This is a genomic window from Mesorhizobium sp. WSM4823, from assembly GCF_055811195.1.
Map to the genome: position 1 here is coordinate 650,099 of NZ_JBVVQL010000003.1, position 17,697 is coordinate 667,795.

18 protein-coding genes and 1 pseudogene are annotated in these 17,697 nt (G+C 62.6%); 6 read left to right on the forward strand and 13 right to left on the reverse strand.

Going from position 1 to position 17,697, the window contains the following annotated elements:
* Positions 1-2 precede the first annotated feature (2 nt).
* The 11 genes from AC0L26_RS11920 to mdh all read right to left on the reverse strand — a co-directional run bounded on the left by AC0L26_RS11920 (position 3) and on the right by mdh (position 10,774).
* Positions 3-758 carry an SDR family oxidoreductase gene (locus tag AC0L26_RS11920; protein WP_473632679.1) on the reverse strand — a complete coding sequence of 252 codons (756 nt, stop codon included), beginning with the start codon at positions 756-758 and terminating at the stop codon, positions 3-5.
* Positions 755-1,267 carry a hypothetical protein gene (locus tag AC0L26_RS11925; RefSeq protein ID WP_473632680.1) on the reverse strand — a complete coding sequence of 171 codons (513 nt, stop codon included), beginning with the start codon at positions 1,265-1,267 and terminating at the stop codon, positions 755-757. The genes AC0L26_RS11920 and AC0L26_RS11925 overlap by 4 nt, the downstream gene beginning before the upstream one ends.
* Before the next feature lie 9 nt (positions 1,268-1,276).
* Entirely contained in the window at positions 1,277-1,981 is a 705-nt protein-coding gene (locus AC0L26_RS11930; protein ID WP_473632681.1) for a DUF4241 domain-containing protein, read from the reverse strand.
* Between the two features lie 17 nt (positions 1,982-1,998).
* Positions 1,999-3,306, reverse strand: a complete 1,308-nt coding sequence (gene odhB / locus AC0L26_RS11935) for a 2-oxoglutarate dehydrogenase complex dihydrolipoyllysine-residue succinyltransferase (RefSeq protein WP_473632682.1) — start codon at positions 3,304-3,306, stop codon at positions 1,999-2,001.
* 49 nt (positions 3,307-3,355) lie between these two features.
* Positions 3,356-6,343, reverse strand: a complete 2,988-nt coding sequence (locus AC0L26_RS11940) for a 2-oxoglutarate dehydrogenase E1 component (RefSeq protein ID WP_354490420.1) — start codon at positions 6,341-6,343, stop codon at positions 3,356-3,358.
* Between the two features lie 131 nt (positions 6,344-6,474).
* Positions 6,475-7,377 (reverse strand): succinate--CoA ligase subunit alpha, encoded by a 903-nt coding sequence (gene sucD, locus AC0L26_RS11945; protein ID WP_473632683.1) that lies wholly within the window; start codon positions 7,375-7,377, stop codon positions 6,475-6,477.
* Positions 7,378-7,390: 13 nt separating this feature from the next.
* Complete coding sequence (locus tag AC0L26_RS11950; RefSeq protein WP_473632684.1) at positions 7,391-7,810, reverse strand: PIN domain-containing protein; 420 nt, start codon at positions 7,808-7,810, stop codon at positions 7,391-7,393.
* Positions 7,800-8,186 (reverse strand): hypothetical protein, encoded by a 387-nt coding sequence (locus tag AC0L26_RS11955; RefSeq protein ID WP_473632685.1) that lies wholly within the window; start codon positions 8,184-8,186, stop codon positions 7,800-7,802. The genes AC0L26_RS11950 and AC0L26_RS11955 overlap by 11 nt, the downstream gene beginning before the upstream one ends.
* 2 nt (positions 8,187-8,188) lie before the next feature.
* Entirely contained in the window at positions 8,189-8,560 is a 372-nt protein-coding gene (locus AC0L26_RS11960) for a cupin domain-containing protein (protein ID WP_473632686.1), read from the reverse strand.
* A gap of 4 nt (positions 8,561-8,564) precedes the next feature.
* The gene (gene sucC, locus AC0L26_RS11965; protein ID WP_473632687.1) at positions 8,565-9,758 is read right to left on the reverse strand and encodes an ADP-forming succinate--CoA ligase subunit beta; all 1,194 of its coding nucleotides are present in this window, start codon (positions 9,756-9,758) and stop codon (positions 8,565-8,567) included.
* A 47-nt stretch (positions 9,759-9,805) separates the two neighbouring features.
* On the reverse strand, positions 9,806-10,774 hold the full coding sequence (mdh, locus tag AC0L26_RS11970) for a malate dehydrogenase (RefSeq protein WP_473632689.1): 969 nt from the start codon (positions 10,772-10,774) through the stop codon (positions 9,806-9,808).
* 234 nt (positions 10,775-11,008) lie between these two features.
* On the opposite strand from mdh, the gene AC0L26_RS11975 reads away from it, so the two are divergent.
* Positions 11,009-11,284, forward strand: coding sequence for a GNAT family N-acetyltransferase (locus AC0L26_RS11975; RefSeq protein WP_473632690.1), 276 nt, complete (start codon positions 11,009-11,011; stop codon positions 11,282-11,284).
* Here the strand turns inward: AC0L26_RS11975 and zapE are convergent.
* Together zapE and AC0L26_RS11985 are read right to left on the reverse strand one after the other, a co-directional pair.
* Positions 11,281-12,483, reverse strand: coding sequence for a cell division protein ZapE (gene zapE / locus AC0L26_RS11980; RefSeq protein ID WP_473632691.1), 1,203 nt, complete (start codon positions 12,481-12,483; stop codon positions 11,281-11,283). The genes AC0L26_RS11975 and zapE overlap by 4 nt on opposite strands.
* A gap of 199 nt (positions 12,484-12,682) precedes the next feature.
* Entirely contained in the window at positions 12,683-13,234 is a 552-nt protein-coding gene (locus AC0L26_RS11985; RefSeq protein WP_473632692.1) for an AprI/Inh family metalloprotease inhibitor, read from the reverse strand.
* Between the two features lie 265 nt (positions 13,235-13,499).
* On the opposite strand from AC0L26_RS11985, the gene AC0L26_RS11990 reads away from it, so the two are divergent.
* The 5 genes and pseudogenes from AC0L26_RS11990 to AC0L26_RS12010 form a co-directional block, all read left to right on the forward strand.
* Entirely contained in the window at positions 13,500-14,540 is a 1,041-nt protein-coding gene (locus AC0L26_RS11990) for an MBL fold metallo-hydrolase (RefSeq protein ID WP_473632693.1), read from the forward strand.
* Between the two features lie 92 nt (positions 14,541-14,632).
* Positions 14,633-14,794, forward strand: a complete 162-nt coding sequence (locus AC0L26_RS11995; protein ID WP_352936736.1) for a DUF1328 domain-containing protein — start codon at positions 14,633-14,635, stop codon at positions 14,792-14,794.
* Positions 14,795-14,932: 138 nt separating this feature from the next.
* Complete coding sequence (gene dapF, locus AC0L26_RS12000) at positions 14,933-15,817, forward strand: diaminopimelate epimerase (protein WP_473632694.1); 885 nt, start codon at positions 14,933-14,935, stop codon at positions 15,815-15,817.
* Complete coding sequence (mtaB, locus tag AC0L26_RS12005; protein ID WP_473632722.1) at positions 15,814-17,169, forward strand: tRNA (N(6)-L-threonylcarbamoyladenosine(37)-C(2))-methylthiotransferase MtaB; 1,356 nt, start codon at positions 15,814-15,816, stop codon at positions 17,167-17,169. The genes dapF and mtaB overlap by 4 nt, the downstream gene beginning before the upstream one ends.
* A gap of 10 nt (positions 17,170-17,179) precedes the next feature.
* A pseudogene (locus AC0L26_RS12010) lies at positions 17,180-17,697 on the forward strand (signal recognition particle-docking protein FtsY); the annotation flags it as partial.

A 17,697-nucleotide genomic window follows, 5' to 3' on the forward strand; every position in this document is an offset into this window, starting at 1 on the left:
GATTAGCGGCCGCCGCCCACTTCTAAATTCGCGCCTGTGGTAAAGGACGCCCCGTCCGACAGGAGCCAGAGAATTGCCGCGGCGACCTCTTCGGTGGTCCCCGCCCTTTGCATGGGTACGACGTGACGCATCCTCTCGACCCGATCCGGCTGTCCGCCGGAGGCATGAATTTCGGTGTCGATGATGCCTGGACTGACTGCGTTGACGCGAATGCCTTCGCCGGCCACTTCACGCGCCAGGCCGATGGTGAAGGAATCGATCGCGCCCTTCGAGGCGGCATAGTCGACATATTCGCCCGACCCGCCGATTCTCGCAGCAATCGAGGAAATATTCACGATGGCGCCGCCCTTGCCGCCATGGCTGGTCGACATCCGTTTCACCGCTTCGCGGGCACACAGCATCGAGCCAATGACGTTGATGCGCATCATGCGCTCCAACCTAGCCCCGCTCATTTCGTCGACGCGCGCCCTCCGGTCGACCACACCGGCGTTGTTGACAAGCGCATCGAGCGGGCCGAAGACGTGATCAATCCTCTCGAACATCGCCTGAATATCGGTCTCGCTGCCGACGTCGCCTTTGATGGCCAGCGCTTCGCCGCCATCCTGCTCTATCGCCTCGACAAGCGCAGTGGCCGCAGCCTCATTGGAAGCATAGTTGACCGCAATACGGTATCCGGCCTTGGCGGCAAGCCTGGACGTGGTCGCGCCGATACCGCGGCTGCCGCCGGTCACCAGCAGCACTTTTTTGGTCGCGCTCATTCCTGACAGCCCTTCAACGAAAAAACATCCGACGGCACTTTCGAAAATCCATTGGTGCCATAGGCGGCCGACATCTGCAGGGACGGGCCGAGGTCGGGCAAGATAAGAGTCTTCGGCGCGTCCACGCCTTCGGCCGGCAGCAGGGCTATGTTGCCCTTATCGTCAGCACTGTAGATGACCCCCTCCCACAAAGTGCAGGCGGCGAGCTCGTCGCCGGTGACGTCGCCCGTCGGGCATTTGTACATCAGCGAACCATGCGGCCGCGCCACGCCTTCCGTCCACATGACGATGCCGTCGAGCGCGACGCTGTTGTCGAACACCATCTTGAACGTGTTGGTGACGACGGCCGATTCCCCAGTTGGCCTGAAATCGATCTCGGCGGTGTTTTCGGTATCGCCATAGACGGAGAGCTCGAGTGGGCAGGCCGCTTGCGCATTTGCCGAGGCCAAGCCCACGGCGGCCAGCACCCCCGCGACACATCCAATGGTGAGCGGCTGAGCGCTTCTCATCAAGACTGCTTACTCGCTCTCGCGACCATCGGCGTTTTCCAGAACACCAAAATCGGTCATCAGCAATATTGGTTCTCCGGCTGCGTCCAGCCCCCAGAATGAAGGATAAATCCCGTCACCCCAGCCAGTGTCGAACATGGCGATATTCAGGGGGTTCCCATCAACCGGATTATCCATGCCGAACCTGTCGAGAGAGTACGCAACGTCAGCAAGATAGCCGTTGAGTTCCTCCGGGTCGGACATTAGCGTCAGAACCGATTTGTCCATCAGCGACGCAACCGCGTCATCCACGATAAATCCAGACTTCCAGTTCGATGCGTCCTCGCGGGCGAAGGTGGCCAATTCCCAGCGCTCCGGCACGCCGGAACGGAACCGCAAGATCACCGCGGCAACGCGGCCTTGCGCCTGGAGCAGCGTGACCGGGTAGCGTCCTGGTTTGACCTTGCGGCTAAACGTAGGCCGGCTTAGGTAGGTGATCAGCGGATCGCAGGCGACGATTTCGCCCGTCGGTAGCTCAAGCTCACCGATCGGGGTGACGGTGATCTTCCGCTCCGCCATCTCGGCATCGCTGAGAGCGAAGACGCCGAGATTGCTGCTTTCCTTGGAAACGTCCCAATCGGCCGCCGAAGCGACCGGCGGGAGGGCGGAAAAAATGCCCAGCCAGACGAGTCCACGTTGAAACAATCGGCGCACGGAACCCGGCCAGTCAGCCATGGTGCGACCGGCGCGGCTCACAGATCCAGCACCAGCCGCTCCGGATCCTCCAGGCTTTCCTTGACGCGGACCAGGAAGGTCACCGCTTCCTTGCCGTCGACGATGCGGTGATCGTAGGAGAGCGCCAGGTACATCATCGGCCGGATCACGATCTGGCCGCCGACCACCACCGGCCGCTCCTGAATCTTATGCATGCCCAGAATGCCGGACTGCGGCGCGTTGAGGATCGGCGTCGACATCAGCGAGCCATAGACGCCGCCGTTTGAAATCGTGAACGTGCCTCCTTGCATATCCGCCACCGACAGCTTGCCGTCACGCGCGGCGATGCCCAGCCTGCCGATATCCTTCTCGATCTCGGCGATCGACATCTGGTCGGCATCGCGCACGACAGGCACGACGAGGCCTTTTTCGGTACCGACGGCGACGCCGATATGGGCGTAGTTCTTGAAGATGATGTCGGTGCCGTCGATCTCGGCATTGACCGAAGGTATCTCCTTCAGCGCATGGGTGACGGCCTTGGTGAAGAAGCCCATGAAGCCCAGCTTCACACCATGCTTCTTCTCGAACACATCCTTGTATTTGGTCCTGAGCGCCATCACCGCGCTCATGTCGACCTCGTTGAAGGTGGTCAGCATGGCGGCGGTCGACTGTGCTTCCTTGAGCCGGCGCGCGATGGTCTGCCGCAGCTTGGTCATGCGCACGCGCTCTTCGCGCGAAGCGTCATCGGCCGAGGACGGCGCACGGGCAGCGACCGGTGCGGGCGCCTTCGGCGTCTCGGCCGGCTGCGACGGCGCGCCCCTGGCGATTGCGTCGAGCACGTCCCCTTTCAGCACCTGGCCGCGCTTGCCGGAACCCGAGACCTGGTCGACCGCGAGATTGCTCTCGGCCAGCAGCTTGGCCGCCGCTGGCGCCGGCGGCATCGTGCGCGCCTCGATCGGTCCGGCATCGCCTGCGATCTTGGCGGTCTCGGCCGCAGCTTGCTTGACGGTGGATGCGGCGGTCGGCGCCGACGCCTGCGATACCGCGTCTTGCTTAGGTTCAGGAGCTGACGCCTTCGCGGCTTCAGGTGCTGCCGCTTGTGCCCCGTCGCCCGCCGAAATCATGCCGAGCAAAGCGCCGACTTCGACCGTTTCGCCTTCCTTGACCGCGATCTCGCTGAGCGTTCCTGCCGCCGCGGCCGGCACTTCCACCGTCACCTTGTCGGTTTCGAGCTCGACCAGAGGTTCGTCGGTAGCGATCGCGTCGCCCACCTTCTTGAACCATTTGCCGATCGTCGCCTCGGTGACGGATTCGCCAAGAGTGGGGACGCGGATTTCGGTAGCCATTGTGCCTGTCCGTTTTCTGTCGGTTCTGTTCTATTCGCCCAGCTCTGTTCTATTCGCCGAGCGCGTCTTCGAGCAAGGCGGCAAGCTGGGCGAGATGCTTCGACATCAACCCGGTCGCCGGCGACGCGGCGGCCGGCCGGCCGGTATAGCGTACCCGCTGATGTTTGGCGTCGATATGCGCCAGCACCCATTCCAGATAAGGATCGATAAACGACCAGGCGCCCATGTTCTTGGGCTCCTCCTGGCACCACACCATCTCGGCGTTGCGGAAGCGTGACAGTTCGGTGATCAGCGCCTTGGCCGGGAACGGATAGAGCTGTTCGACACGCAGCAGATAGATATCGTTGATGCCGCGCTTCTCGCGCTCCTCATAGAGGTCGTAGTAGACCTTGCCCGAGCAGAGCACGACGCGGCGGATCTTCGAATCCTTGGTGAGTTTGATCGCCTGGCCGGGGAGCTGCTGGGCATCGTCCCACAACAGCCGGTGGAACGCGCTTTCGCCCGATATCTCCGGCAATGTCGACACCGCCCGCTTGTGGCGCAGCAGCGACTTCGGCGTCATCAGGATCAGCGGCTTGCGGAAATCCCGCTTCAACTGCCGGCGCAGGATGTGGAAGTAGTTGGCCGGCGTCGTGCAGTAGGCCACTTGCATGTTGTCTTCGGCGCAAAGCTGCAGGAAGCGCTCAAGTCTGGCCGACGAATGCTCCGGCCCCTGCCCTTCATAGCCATGCGGCAGCAGGCAGACGAGGCCCGACATTCTGAGCCACTTGCGCTCTCCGCTAGAGATGAACTGATCGAACACCACCTGAGCGCCGTTGGCGAAATCGCCGAACTGGGCTTCCCAAAGCGTCAGCGCCTTCGGCTCGGCCAGGCTGTAGCCATATTCGAAGCCGAGCACGGCCTCTTCCGACAGCATCGAGTTGATGACCTCGAAGCCGGCTTGCGCCGCCGATAGGTTGTTGAGCGGGATGTATCGTGTCTCGTCGCGCTGGTCGTAGAGCACGGAGTGGCGTTGCGAGAACGTGCCGCGCTCCGAATCCTGTCCGGACAGCCGGACCGGATTGCCGTCGAGCAGGATGGCGCCGAAGGCCAGCGCCTCGGCCGTCGACCAGTCGATGCCTTCGCCCGACTCGATCGCCTGGCGGCGATTCTCGAGAAACCGCAGGATCGTCTTGTGCGCCTCGAAGTCCTTCGGCACCTCGGTCAGCTTCTTGCCGATCTCCTTCAGCGTCTTGACCGGCACGGCGGTCTTGCCGCGCCGCTGTTCGTCCTGGTTGTCTGCGGTGCGCAGGCCCGACCAGGCGCCGTCCAGCCAGTCGGCCTTGTTCGGCTTGTAGTGCTGGCCGACCTCCCATTCGGACTCGAGATGCGCCCGCCAGTCGGCTTTCATCTTGTCGAATTCGGCCTGGGTGATGTGGCCTTCGGCCATCAGCCGGTCGGCATAGATCTGCACCGTCGTCTTGTGACGGCGGATGTTGCTGTACATGATCGGCTGCGTGAAGGCCGGCTCGTCGCCCTCATTGTGGCCGAAGCGGCGGTAGCAGAACATGTCGACCACGACAGGCTTGTGGAACTTCATGCGGAATTCAATCGCCACCTTGGTGGCATGGACCACGGCTTCCGGGTCGTCGCCATTGACGTGGAAGATCGGCGCTTCGATCATCTTGGCCACGTCGGACGGATAGGGCGACGAGCGCGAGAAGCGCGGATTGGTGGTGAAGCCGATCTGGTTGTTGATGATGAAATGCAACGTGCCGGCGACGCGGTGGCCGCGCAGGCCCGACAGGCCGAGGATTTCGGCAATCACGCCCTGGCCGGCAAAGGCGGCGTCGCCATGCAGGAGCAGCGGCAGCACCTTGGCGCGCTCTTCCAGCGGCACGATCTCCTCGCGGCTGCGGCCGAACAGAGAGTCCTGCTTGGCCCGCGCCTTGCCCATCACCACCGGATCGACGATTTCCAGATGCGAGGGATTGGCGGTCAGCGACAGGTGCACCTTGTTGCCGTCGAACTCGCGATCCGACGAAGCGCCGAGATGGTACTTCACGTCGCCTGAGCCTTCGACCTCGTCGGGTGCGGCGGAGCCGCCCTTGAACTCGTGGAAGATGGCGCGATGCGGCTTGGCCATCACTTGGGAGAGCACGTTCAGCCGGCCGCGATGCGCCATGCCGAGCACGATCTCTTTCATGCCGAGCTGGCCGCCGCGCTTGACGATCTGCTCCAGTGCCGGGATCAGCGCCTCTGCGCCGTCGAGGCCGAAGCGCTTGGTGCCCTTGTACTTGACGTCGATGAACTGCTCGAAGCCTTCGGCCTCGACCAGCTTCTGCAGAATCGCCTTCTTGCCGGCGGCGGTGAAGGAGATCTCCTTGTCGGCACCCTCGATGCGCGCCTGGATCCAGGCCTTTTCTTCGGGATCGGAAATATGCATGAACTCGACGCCGAGCGTCGAGCAATAGGTACGGGTCAGGATGTCCAGCATCTGCCGGATCGTGCCGAATTCGAGCCCGAGCACATTGTCGAGGAAGATCGGGCGATCGTAATCGGCTGATGTGAAGCCGTAATTTTCCGGCGATAGCTCGTTATAGTCCTCAAGCGGCTTGGCGATGCCGAGCGGATCGAGATCGGCGTGCAAATGGCCCCGCATGCGGTAGGCGCGGATCATCATGATGGCGCGCACGGAATCGCGCGTCGCCTGATGTACGTCGGCGTCGGAAAGCGCGACGCCGTTCATCACCGCCTTGTCCTGGACCTTCTTCTCGATATGCTTTTCGACGATGCCCCAATTGCCGTCGAGCGCCGACACCAATTCGCCATTGGCCTGCAGCGGCCACGAGGGCTTGGCCCATGAGGCGCCCTTGGCGTTCTTGCGGACATCGCCGGCGTCGTCCTTCAGCGCCGCGAAGAAATCCTGCCATTCGGGGTCGACCGAAGAGGGATCGTCCTCATAGGCGGCATAGAGCGCGTCGATATAATCGGCATTGCCGCCATAGAGGAAAGAGGTAAGCGAAAATTGGTCGTTGGCCTGATCTTGTCGTGCCATTTTTGTCCGCGGAGCCTGGCTCCGTCTCCTTTTCAGAGCGAATAGGGAGTAGCGAATAGCGAGTAGGGATTTTCCCTGGTTCGCGCCGTTACTCTGTTCTTTCCTATTCGCTATTCACTACTCGCTACTCACTAACCTTTGATGGCCTCGACCAACGTCGTGCCGAGCCTTGCCGGCGACGGCGAAACCTTGATCCCGGCCGATTCCATCGCCGCGATCTTGTCCTCGGCGCCGCCCTTGCCGCCGGAGATGACAGCGCCCGCATGACCCATGGTGCGGCCAGCCGGCGCCGTGCGCCCGGCGATGAAACCGGCCATCGGCTTCTTGCGGCCACGCTTGGCTTCGTCCTTGAGAAACTGCGCGGCGTCTTCCTCGGCCGAGCCGCCGATCTCGCCGATCATGATGATCGACTGGGTCTCGTCGTCGGCGAGGAACATCTCCAGCACGTCGATAAACTCGGTGCCTTTGACGGGATCGCCGCCGATGCCGACGGCGGTGGTCTGGCCGAGGCCGACATTGGTGGTCTGGAACACTGCCTCATAGGTAAGCGTTCCCGAGCGGGAAACAACGCCGACCGAGCCCTTGCGGAAGATGTTGCCGGGCATGATGCCGATCTTGCATTCATTGGGGGTCAGGACGCCTGGGCAGTTGGGGCCGATCAGCCGCGATGTCGAGCGGTCGAGCCGCGCCTTGACCCTGATCATGTCGATCACCGGGATGCCCTCGGTGATGCAGATGATCAGCGGGATCTCGGCTTCGATCGCTTCCAGGATCGCCTCGGCGGCGCCAGCCGGCGGCACATAGACGACGGATGCATTGGCGCCGGTCGTTGCCTTGCCTTCGGCAACGGTGGAAAAGATCGGCAGCGTCTCGCCCTTGGCGCCGGTCCACGTCTCGCCGCCCTTCTTGGGGTGGATACCGCCGACCATCTTGGTCCCGTGATAGGCCAGCGCCTGCTCCGTATGGAACGTGCCGGTCTTGCCGGTCAGGCCCTGCACGAGGACCTTGGTGTTCTTGTCGACGAGAATGGACATTTTTGCGACCTGGTCAGTGAGTGCGGAAGGGATTGATGGCGACCACGGAGCCGTAAGCCTGCCCGTGGTTGAGGTCTTCGGTGTAAAGTGTCTTGACGCCAAGGCGCTCGGCGGCGGCGATGATTGCGCCATCCCAATACGAAATCTGGTAGCGCTGCGAGTTCTCGATGCCCCGCATGACGACCGCGCTGTCCAAATCCTGGCAGGGTTTCATGGAGATCGCGGCGACCCATTCGGCCGCCTTCGCCGGTCCCAGCGTGACATCCGCACGTTTGGTCACGTTCACATAGAACTCCTGCAGCACCTGTGCGGAAGTCGAATAGTCTTCCTTGGCGATCAACTCCACGGCGCGCTCGTACTTGGCGCGCTCGGACTTGTGTCCGATGGCGGCATAGACAAGGACGTTCGTGTCGAGGAAGCACTCAGCGGTCATAGAGAGCTTCCCGGTTCCACTTCTTGCCGCCCATGTCGCCTGCAGCCTCGCGGGCAAGCTTCAGCAGTGCTTGCCGTGCCTCATCCTTGGCACGCCGCTTCGTCGCCACTGTCGCGAAAAACTCGCGCACCATGGCATTGACGGTCGTTCGCTGCTCGGCGGCCACCAGTTTGACCTGCTCCAGAACCTCGTCTTCAACCGCCAGAGTAATATTTTTCATTTCTCCGTTCTCCTGCAAATGCCACACAGTGTATGTGTAACTGTGTGGCAGTCGCAAGTCGTCGGCCGACACCTCTTCCTCGTCGCGCCACGCACCGATCAGCGCCTGCAGGCGCTGGTGGTCGGGCGAAAGCGAGAAGGAAGGCGCTGGGTTCATGATCAGAGCCGCTTCAGGTCGGCGACGGTAAGGTCGCTTCTTGCGTTGCCGGTGTTGAGCGTCGTCGCCGGCTCGAACATCAGCACCACCGGCTCCTCGCTCAGCGAGCGTGGCCGGTGCTCGACGGACCGCGGCACGACGATGAACTCGCCGCTGCCAAGCTCCACCGTGCCGTCGCGGAAATCGATGGCGATGCGGCCGCGCAGCACGAGGAACGCTTCGTCCTCGTTGTCATGCGCGTGCCATTCGCAGACATCGCCGAACTTGGCGATCTTGACCTGGGCGTCGTTGACGTCGCCGACGATATGCGGATCGAAGACCTTTTTGATCTTCTGATCCGCCGCCTCGACCAGATTTATCTTGTGCGGAGGCACCAGATCATCCCTTCACCGCCGCCACGATCTTCTTGGCCGCGTCATCAAGATCGTCGGCCGACACCACATTCAAGCCACTGTCGTTGATGATCTTCTTACCGAGCTCGGCATTGGTACCTTCCAGGCGGACCACCAGCGGCACTTTCAGGCCGACTTCCTTGACCGCCGCGATGACGCCTTCGGCGATGATATCGCATTTCATGATGCCGCCGAAGATGTTGATCAGGATGCCCTTGACCGCCGGATCCTTGGTGATGATCTTGAATGCCGCCGTCACCTTCTCCTTCGACGCGCCGCCGCCGACATCGAGGAAGTTGGCGGGTTCGGCGCCATAGAGCTTGATTATGTCCATCGTCGCCATGGCGAGGCCGGCGCCATTGACCATGCAGCCGATATTGCCGTCGAGCGCGACATAGGCGAGGTCGTATTTCGACGCCTCGATCTCCTTTTCGTCCTCTTCGGTGATGTCGCGCAGCTCCATCACGTCGGGATGGCGGAACAGCGCGTTGTTGTCGAACGACACCTTGGCGTCGAGCACGCGCAGCCGGCCGTTCTTCATGACGATCAGCGGGTTGACCTCGAGCAAGCTCATGTCCTTTTCGACAAAGGCCTTGTAGAGGATCGGGAACAGCGTCTCGCCGTCCTTGGCGGCGTCGCCGTCGAGCCTCAGCGCACCGTTGAGTTCTTTCAAATCATCCGCCGTCACGCCCTTTTCCGGGTCGATGGCGACGGTGATGATCTTTTCCGGCGTGTCATGGGCGACCGCCTCGATGTCCATGCCGCCTTCGGTCGAAACGACGAAGGCGATGCGGCCGACCGAGCGGTCGACCAGCAGCGACAGATAGAGCTCGCGGTCGATGTCGGCGCCGTCCTCGATGTAGAGGCGGTTGACCTGCTTGCCCGCCGGGCCGGTCTGCTTGGTGACCAGCGTGTGGCCGAGCATCTCCTTGGCGTTGGCGACGACGTCGGCCACCGACTTCGCCAACCGAACGCCACCCTTGGCGTCGGCCCCAAGCTCCTTGAACTTGCCCTTGCCGCGGCCGCCGGCATGGATCTGGCTCTTCACCACATAAAGCGGGCCGGGCAGCGCCTTGGCGGCGGCTTCCGCCTCGCTTGCCTCGAACACCGGCACGCCTTCGGCCACCGGTGCGCCAAAGCCCTTCAGCAGCGCCTTGCCCTGATATTCATGGATGTTCATGCGCGTTGTCTCCAGATCAATTTACTGGCGGGTCACTTGGCGGTGGGTCACTTGGCTGCGAGATGCGGAGCGATCTTGACGCAGGCCTCGCACAGGCCCTGCACCGCCGCCACCGAACTGTCGAACATCTTCTGCTCGGGCTTGCTGAGCTCGATCTCGATGATGCGCTCGACGCCGCCGGCGCCGATCACCACCGGCACGCCGACATAGGTGTTCTTGACACCATACTGGCCGGAGAGATGCGCGGCACAGGGCAGCACGCGCTTCTTGTCCTTGAGATAGGCTTCGGCCATCGAGATCGCCGAGGCGGCCGGTGCGTAGAAGGCCGAACCGGTCTTCAGCAGGCCGACGATCTCGGCGCCGCCGTCGCGGGTACGCTGCACGATTTGGTCGAGTTTTTCCTTCGAGGTCCAGCCCATCTTGATGAGGTCGGGCAGCGGAATGCCTGATACCGTCGAATAGCGGATCATCGGCACCATGGAATCGCCATGGCCGCCGAGCACGAAGGCGGTGACATCCTCGACCGACACCTTGAATTCCTCGGCCAGGAAATAGCGGAAGCGCGAACTGTCCAGCACGCCGGCCATGCCGACGACATGGCTCTTCGGCAGTCCGGAAAACTTCTGCAGCGCCCAGACCATGGCGTCGAGCGGGTTGGTGATGCAGATGACGAAGGCTTTCGGCGCGTATTTCTTGAGACCCGCGCCAACCTGCTCCATGACCTTCAGGTTGATGCCCAGAAGGTCGTCGCGGCTCATGCCCGGCTTGCGCGGCACGCCGGCGGTGACGATACAGACGTCGGCGCCCTCGATGCCGGCATAATCGTTGACGCCGGTCAGCCTGGAGTCGAACCCATCGACCGGCGACGACTGCGCGATATCCAGGCCCTTGCCTTGCGGGATGCCCTCGGCGATGTCGAACAGCACAACGTCGCCGAGATCCTTGAGGCCGATCATGTGGGCGAGGGTGCCGCCGATCATGCCCGAGCCGATAAGCGCTATCTTGTTGCGTGCCATGTCAGGATGTTTTCCCTTTAGACTGTGACGGCGCCCAAATCCTGAACGAATTGGATGACGGCGTCGAGGAAGGAGGCCGAATGCTGCGAGAAGCCGCGGGATTTCGCCGCACCCATAGCCCCGGGCCAGAATAAATTCAAACGATTATTTCGGAGTGAATAATTTCAATCGGTTAGAAACAACGGGAATTACGTAAGCGTCAAAATAATTAAGCCGACTTGGGAAATCTACACAATGAAGATGGAAATAAGAAGGCTGCTTCCGGGCGATGACGCCCTTGTGATGCGGGTCGCCGAGGACGTGTTCGATGAAGCTGTGAGGCCCGATCGCCTTGCCGCCCACCTCGCCTCACCAGGTCATTTCATGATCGTGGCGCTCGCCCACGGCGTTGTCGTCGGCCAGTGCGCTGCCGTCATCCACCGCCATCCGGACAAGGTGAGCGAACTCTATATCGACGAAGTCGGTGTTGCGCCGGCCTTCCAGCGTCAGGGTATCGCGACAAGACTCTAGGCCTGAGCCTGTTGGGCTTCCGGCGACGGCGGCTGCGCACTCTGCCGTTTCGCCCAGTCTTCCAGCCATTCGCGGCTCTGCAACTCGATCAGCCGCGACGCCGTGCGCTCGAATTCGAAGACCTCGATGCCGCGCTTCGCCGTATAAAGTTCAGCCGGCGGCGCCGCCGCGCTGACAACCAGCCGCACATGATGGTCGTAGAGCGTATCGATCAGCAGGATGAAGCGCTTGGCCTCATTGCGGCTGCCTTCGCCAAGCACCGGCACATGATCGATGAAGATGGTCGAGAAGCGGCCGGCAATTGCCAGGAAATCGCGGGCCCCAAGCGGTTTTTCGCAGAGATCGGCAAAGGAAAATCGCGCCGCTTCGCCGGCGGCGCGCGGCACCACGATCTGCCGGCCCTTCACCGTCAGCACCGCCTCGGCCGTCGGCCTGCCATGCGTCATCGCGTCCCAGGCCTCGTCGAGGACAGCATCGGCGGCGGCATCGGCGGGGGTGACATAGACCGGCAGACGGTTGAGCTTGTCCAGCCGGTAGTCCTTGTCGGCGTCGAGCGCCAGCACATGGGCGTGCCGTTCCAGTATGCCGATGAAGGGCAGGAAAAGCTGGCGGTTCAGCCCGTCGCGGTAGAGATCCTCCAGCGCGACATTGGATGTGGCGACCAGCACGACGCCATTGGCAAACAGCGCCGAGAACAGCCGGGACAGGATCATCGCATCGGCGATGTCGGTGACTGAAAACTCGTCGAAGCACAGCACCCAGGCTTCTTCGGCCAGCGCGCGGGCCACCGGCGCGATCGGGTCGTCTTCCCTGACGGTGCCATTCTTGCGCTCCAGCCGATGATTCTGGATGCGATCCTGCACATCGGCCATGAAGTCGTTGAAATGCACACGGCGCTTGCGCCTGACCGGCACCAGCTCGAAGAACATATCCATCAGCATGGTCTTGCCGCGGCCGACGCCGCCATGGATGTACAGGCCCTTGACGGCCTCGCGCGTCTCGCGCTTGCGGGCGAACAGCCAGCCCAGTGCGCTCGATTTGTGCGCCAGCCGCTTTGCCGAGATCTCGTCAATCAGCCGGTCGAGTGCTGCGACGATCCCCTCCTGCGCCGGGTCGCGCTCGATCAGGCCTGACATAACCATATGGTCGTAGCGCTGCCGGACGGTCGCATGGGTCTGAAGGCCGTCACGCAGATGCATCGGTCACGTCGTTCTGGAGTATGATCCCGAAAAGTTGCAGACTTTTCGGACGAGGTCATACGCAAAAAAAGACTTAGAGCAGGATGACCGACTCAATTTGAATTCATCCTGCTCTAGAGCAATTCCAAGAAAAGTGCGTAGCGGTTTTCTCTAGGAATTGCGTAAAAACAAAAGAGAGCAATTCCAAGGAAAGGCCGGGTCAGCCTCTTGTAAGCGAGATCGGCAGGCCGTTGGAAGTCTGGCCGTCGAATTTCTCTCCGCCCGAGGAATAGAGCCGTGCCAGCGTGCCGCCATTCTCGTCGTACAGAGTCAGCTGCTTGCCGGCGACGTTCCACGATTTGATGCCGTCGATCGGCGCCGGGCAATGCAGCGGCCCGGCCCGGTAGCCGGCGCCGAACTTGGTCTGTGGCGTCGCCACCTGGCAGCTCTGGCCGGACACGCTTGCCTTCCACACGCCGGCGACGCTGCCTGCGGTAAGATCCGGGGCTCCGGCCGGAGCCGTCCCGTCCGGCGGCAGCGAGGCGACCTGGGGATTTTGCGTGCCCTGCGGCGCCGTCGGAAATTTCGACGGGTCGGCCGTGCCCGGCGAAGCCGGCGGCGGCAGCTGATTTGCCGTCACCTTGCCGGAGGGCGCGGCTTGCAGCGGCGCCGGCTGCTCCTGGTCCATCGGCGAGAACCGTGACGTTGAACAGCCGCTCGCAACGAGCGCGGCAAGCGATACGGCCAGCAGACCGGTTTTCGAAAAATCCATTTCAAACCTCCGTCGGACCCGGCTGGAGCTGCCGTCCGCACAATATCTCCTTCACCAAGATGGAGAAGGTGGCAGAATTTCAACCCGATATGGTTAAAATACCATTTGTGGCAGCGTCTGTTGCATCTTTACCACAAAATGCATGCCGCCTAAAAGCCTGTCCTTGGGGCCCGATCCGAGGCCTCGCAGCGGTTTTGCCTGGCAGGCATGCCCCTCGGCATTCGGCCGCCAATCCTTGCGCCAACGGGCTTCGGTCCTATCTCTGATGAAACCGAATCCTGCCGGAGGCGAAACCTTGGCTGCGAGAAAAAGAGCTGCCAATCGCTACTACAGCGGCCCACCCAGCGATCATTTCGATGGAACCTTGTTCTTCAATCCCAACGGCAAGCTGCCTGCCCGTTTTTCCGATCTCTTGAAGTGGCAGCTGAGCGGCGAACGCTCGAAATGGCCGACGGCGAATCCAAGCCCGTTTCATCAGGCAACACCGGCCGAGCGGATCGACGGCTCCGGGCTAAGGCTGACCATGATCGGCCATTCCTCGCTGCTGATCCAGACAGCCGGCTTGAACATCCTCACCGACCCGGTCTGGTCGCGGCGCGTTTCGCCGCTCTCCTTTGCCGGGCCGAAACGGGTCAATCTGCCGGGCATCGCCTTTTCCAGCCTGCCGCCGATCGACCTCGTATTGGTCAGCCACAACCACTACGACCATCTCGACCTCGCCACGCTGAAGCGGCTGAAGACAAAACATGATCCGCTGGTGCTGACGCCGCTCGGCAACGATGCCATCATCGACGATGGCGTTCCCGGCATGCGGCTCTCCGTGCACGATTGGGGCGAGCGGGTCGACATCGGCAAGGATCTCGCCGTCCATGTCGAGCCGGTGCATCACTGGTCGGCGCGCGGCACTCGCGACCGGCGCATGGCGCTGTGGGCGGGTTTTGTGGTCGAGACGCCGGGCGGAAAGGTCTATTTCGCAGGCGACACCGGTTTCCACGATGGCATCAACTACCGTCTGATGGCCGAAAGGCACGGCGGCTTTCGCCTCGCCATCCTGCCGATCGGCGCCTACGAGCCGCGCTGGTTCATGGCGCCACACCACCAGAACCCGGAGGAGGCGGTGCAAGGCATGCTTTTGTGCAACGCCGCCTATGCTGCCGGCTGCCACTGGGGCACGTTCCGGCTCACCAACGAGCCTATCGACGAGCCGGCCAGAAAGCTTGCCGAGGCCCTGGATGACCAGGGCGTCCCACGCGAACGCTTTCGCGCCTTGCGTCCCGGCGAGGTCTGGGACGTGCCGACGGCCTAGGCAAGGCGACCCAGCTTCGCGGTGCAGGGAACCCAAACCATCGAAGACGCGTTTGTAGGCAGTTCCACAACCGTCGGCTGCGAGGTTTTCTCATGATCAAATGGATCATCATTCTTCTGATCATCGCGGCCGCGGCAAGCCTGCTCGGCATGCCGGCATTGGCCGGAGCCGCCGCCACCGGTGCCCGCATCCTCATCGGCATCGTGCTGATCATCTTCCTGCTGGTCGTGCTTGGCGTCTTCGCGGTGACGTAGCGCATCAGAAAAGCACGATGTGCGGATTACAATGTGCGTCCAAGCGGACGCACGTCGGCTCTGGCGCGTCCGCACACTGGTAATTTCGGCCGGTATCCGCCATATAGGCGCCAAACCGGCATGAGACCTTCGATCCCTATGGCAAGCACTGCCCCCTTCGCCAAGATGAACGGCATCGGCAACGAGATCATCGTTGCCGACATGCGCGGTCGCGCTGATCGGGTGACTGCGGCTGCCGCCCTTGCGCTTAACGCCGGTGCCGCGACGAAATTCGACCAGATCATGGCGATCCACGACGCCAGGACGCCGGGCACCGCTTATTTCATCGACATCTTGAATTCGGACGGAACCGGGGCGCAAGCCTGCGGCAACGGCATGCGCTGCGTGGTGCAGGCACTTGCCGCCGAGACCGGCCAGAAGACATTCGCCTTCGAGACCGTCGCCGGTATCCTCAACGCCGAAGAACATGCCGACGGGCTGATCTCTGTCGACATGGGCAGGCCGCGTTTTGACTGGCAGGATATTCCGCTGGCCGAGGAATTCCGTGACACCCGCATGATCGAGCTGCAGATCGGCCCGATCGACGCGCCTGTGCTGCACTCGCCCTCGGTCGTCTCGATGGGCAATCCGCACGCCATCTTCTGGGTCGACCGCGACGTCTGGTCTTATGAACTCGACCGTTTCGGTCCGCTGATTGAAAGTCACCCGATCTTTCCCGAACGCGCCAACATCACCATTGCACGGGTGACCTCGCCCGAAACGATGGTCATCCGCACCTGGGAACGCGGCGCCGGCCTGACCAAGGCCTGCGGCTCGGCCGCTTGCGCTGCCGTGGTCGCTGCCGCTCGCACCAAGCGGACCGGACGCAGCGTCTCCTTGGTGACGCCCGGCGGCGGCTCCTTGCATGTCGAATGGCGCGGAGACGACCACGTCGTCCTCACCGGTGCCGCCGAATGGGAGTTTTCCGGCAGCTTCGATCCGTCGACCGGCGTGTGGGCCCGCGACACCGAAAGCGCCGCCTGATGCCCGCTCTTCCCAAGGGTCCCGTTCTTTCCGGGGATCCCGTTCTCTCCAAGGGACCCGTTCTCTCCAGGGGAATTGACGTCGTCACCTTCGGTTGCCGGCTGAACACCTACGAATCCGAGGTGATGCGGCGCGAGGCGGAAAGTGCCGGCCTTGGCGCGCTGGAAGGCGGCGCCATCATCTTCAACACCTGCGCCGTCACCGGCGAGGCCGTACGCCAGGCAAAGCAGTCGATCCGCAAGGCCCGCCGCGAGAACCCGGCCGCCCGCATCATCGTCACTGGCTGCGCCGCGCAGACCGAGCCGCAGAATTTCGTCGCCATGGACGAGGTCGATCTCGTCCTCGGCAATGAAGAGAAGCTGAAGGCGCATTCCTATCGCGCGCTGCCGGATTTTGGCGTCAACGACACCGAAAAGGCCCGCGTCAACGATATTTTTTCGGTACGCGAAACGGCCGGCCACATGGTCGACGCCATCGAAGGCCGGGCGCGGGCCTTCGTCCAAGTGCAGAACGGCTGTGACCACCGCTGTACCTTCTGCATCATTCCCTATGGCCGCGGCAATTCGCGCTCTGTGCCGATGGGTGCCGTGGTCGAGCAGGTCAAGCGGCTGAGCGGCAATGGTTATGCCGAGATCGTGCTGACCGGCGTCGACATGACCAGCTTTGGCGCCGACCTGCCGGGCAGCCCGAAACTCGGCAAATTGGTCAAGACAATCCTGAAGCAAGTGCCTGACGTGAAACGCCTGCGCCTCTCCTCCATAGATTCGATCGAGGCTGACGACGATCTGCTCGACGCCATCGCCACCGAACCGCGGCTAATGCCGCATCTGCATCTGTCGCTGCAGGCGGGCGACGACATGATCCTGAAGCGCATGAAGCGCCGACACAACCGGGATCAATCGATCCGTTTTTGCGAGGATTTGCGCAAATTGCGTCCCGGCATCGTCTTCGGCGCCGACATCATCGCAGGCTTCCCGACCGAGACGGACGCCATGTTCGAAAAATCGCTGGAGATCGTCGAGGAATGCGGCCTGACGCATCTCCACGTTTTTCCATTTTCACCGCGCGAAGGCACCCCCGCGGCGCGCATGCCGCAGCTTGGCCGCGAGCTGGTCAAGCAGCGTGCTGCACGGCTGCGCGCCGCCGGTGACGCCGCCTATGTCAGCCACCTTTCCTCGCTCGCCGGAACGCGCCAGTCGATCCTGGTCGAGCGCGACGGGCTCGGCCGCACCGAAGGCTTCACGCTTGCAACGGTGTCCGCCGGCGCGCCGGGCGAAATCGTCGACGCTGATATCGCCGGCCATGACGGCGCGCGCCTGATCGCGGCGCCGCTCGCCGCCCGCGCCGCCTGAGACGCAAAACATGGCTGGTTTTTTCAAGAAGATATTTTCGTTCGGCAAGAAGGAAGTGGTCGAGGAGCGGATCGACGAGTCAGCACCGCTGCCGCCGATCAAATGGGATGCGCTGGAGGCTTTGAAACCGGCGGCCGAACAAGCCGTTCCGGAATTTCTGAAACGCGAAGAGCCTCTGCCCGAGGCAGAAGCTTCGCCTACGGTCGAGGCGGAAGCACCGCCCGCGCCGCAGCCGGCGCCTGTCGAAGAGGCGGAGCCCGCGCCGACCATTGCGCCCGAGCCAGAGATCCAGCCGGAACCCGCACCGATCGAGGAGCCGGATACGCCTGTTGAGGAGCCGGAGCCAGAGCCTGAAATCCAGCCGGAGCCTGCTCCGGTCGAGGAGTTGCAGCCGCCGGAACCGGCGCCGGAAGCGCCTGCTGAACAGCTAGCGCCCGAGAAAATCCCGGCCGCTCCGGTCATCCCTGAGCCGGTTGCTGCACCAGAGCCGCAGCCCCCAGAAATCCCGCCCGCCAAAGCCCCCTCAAC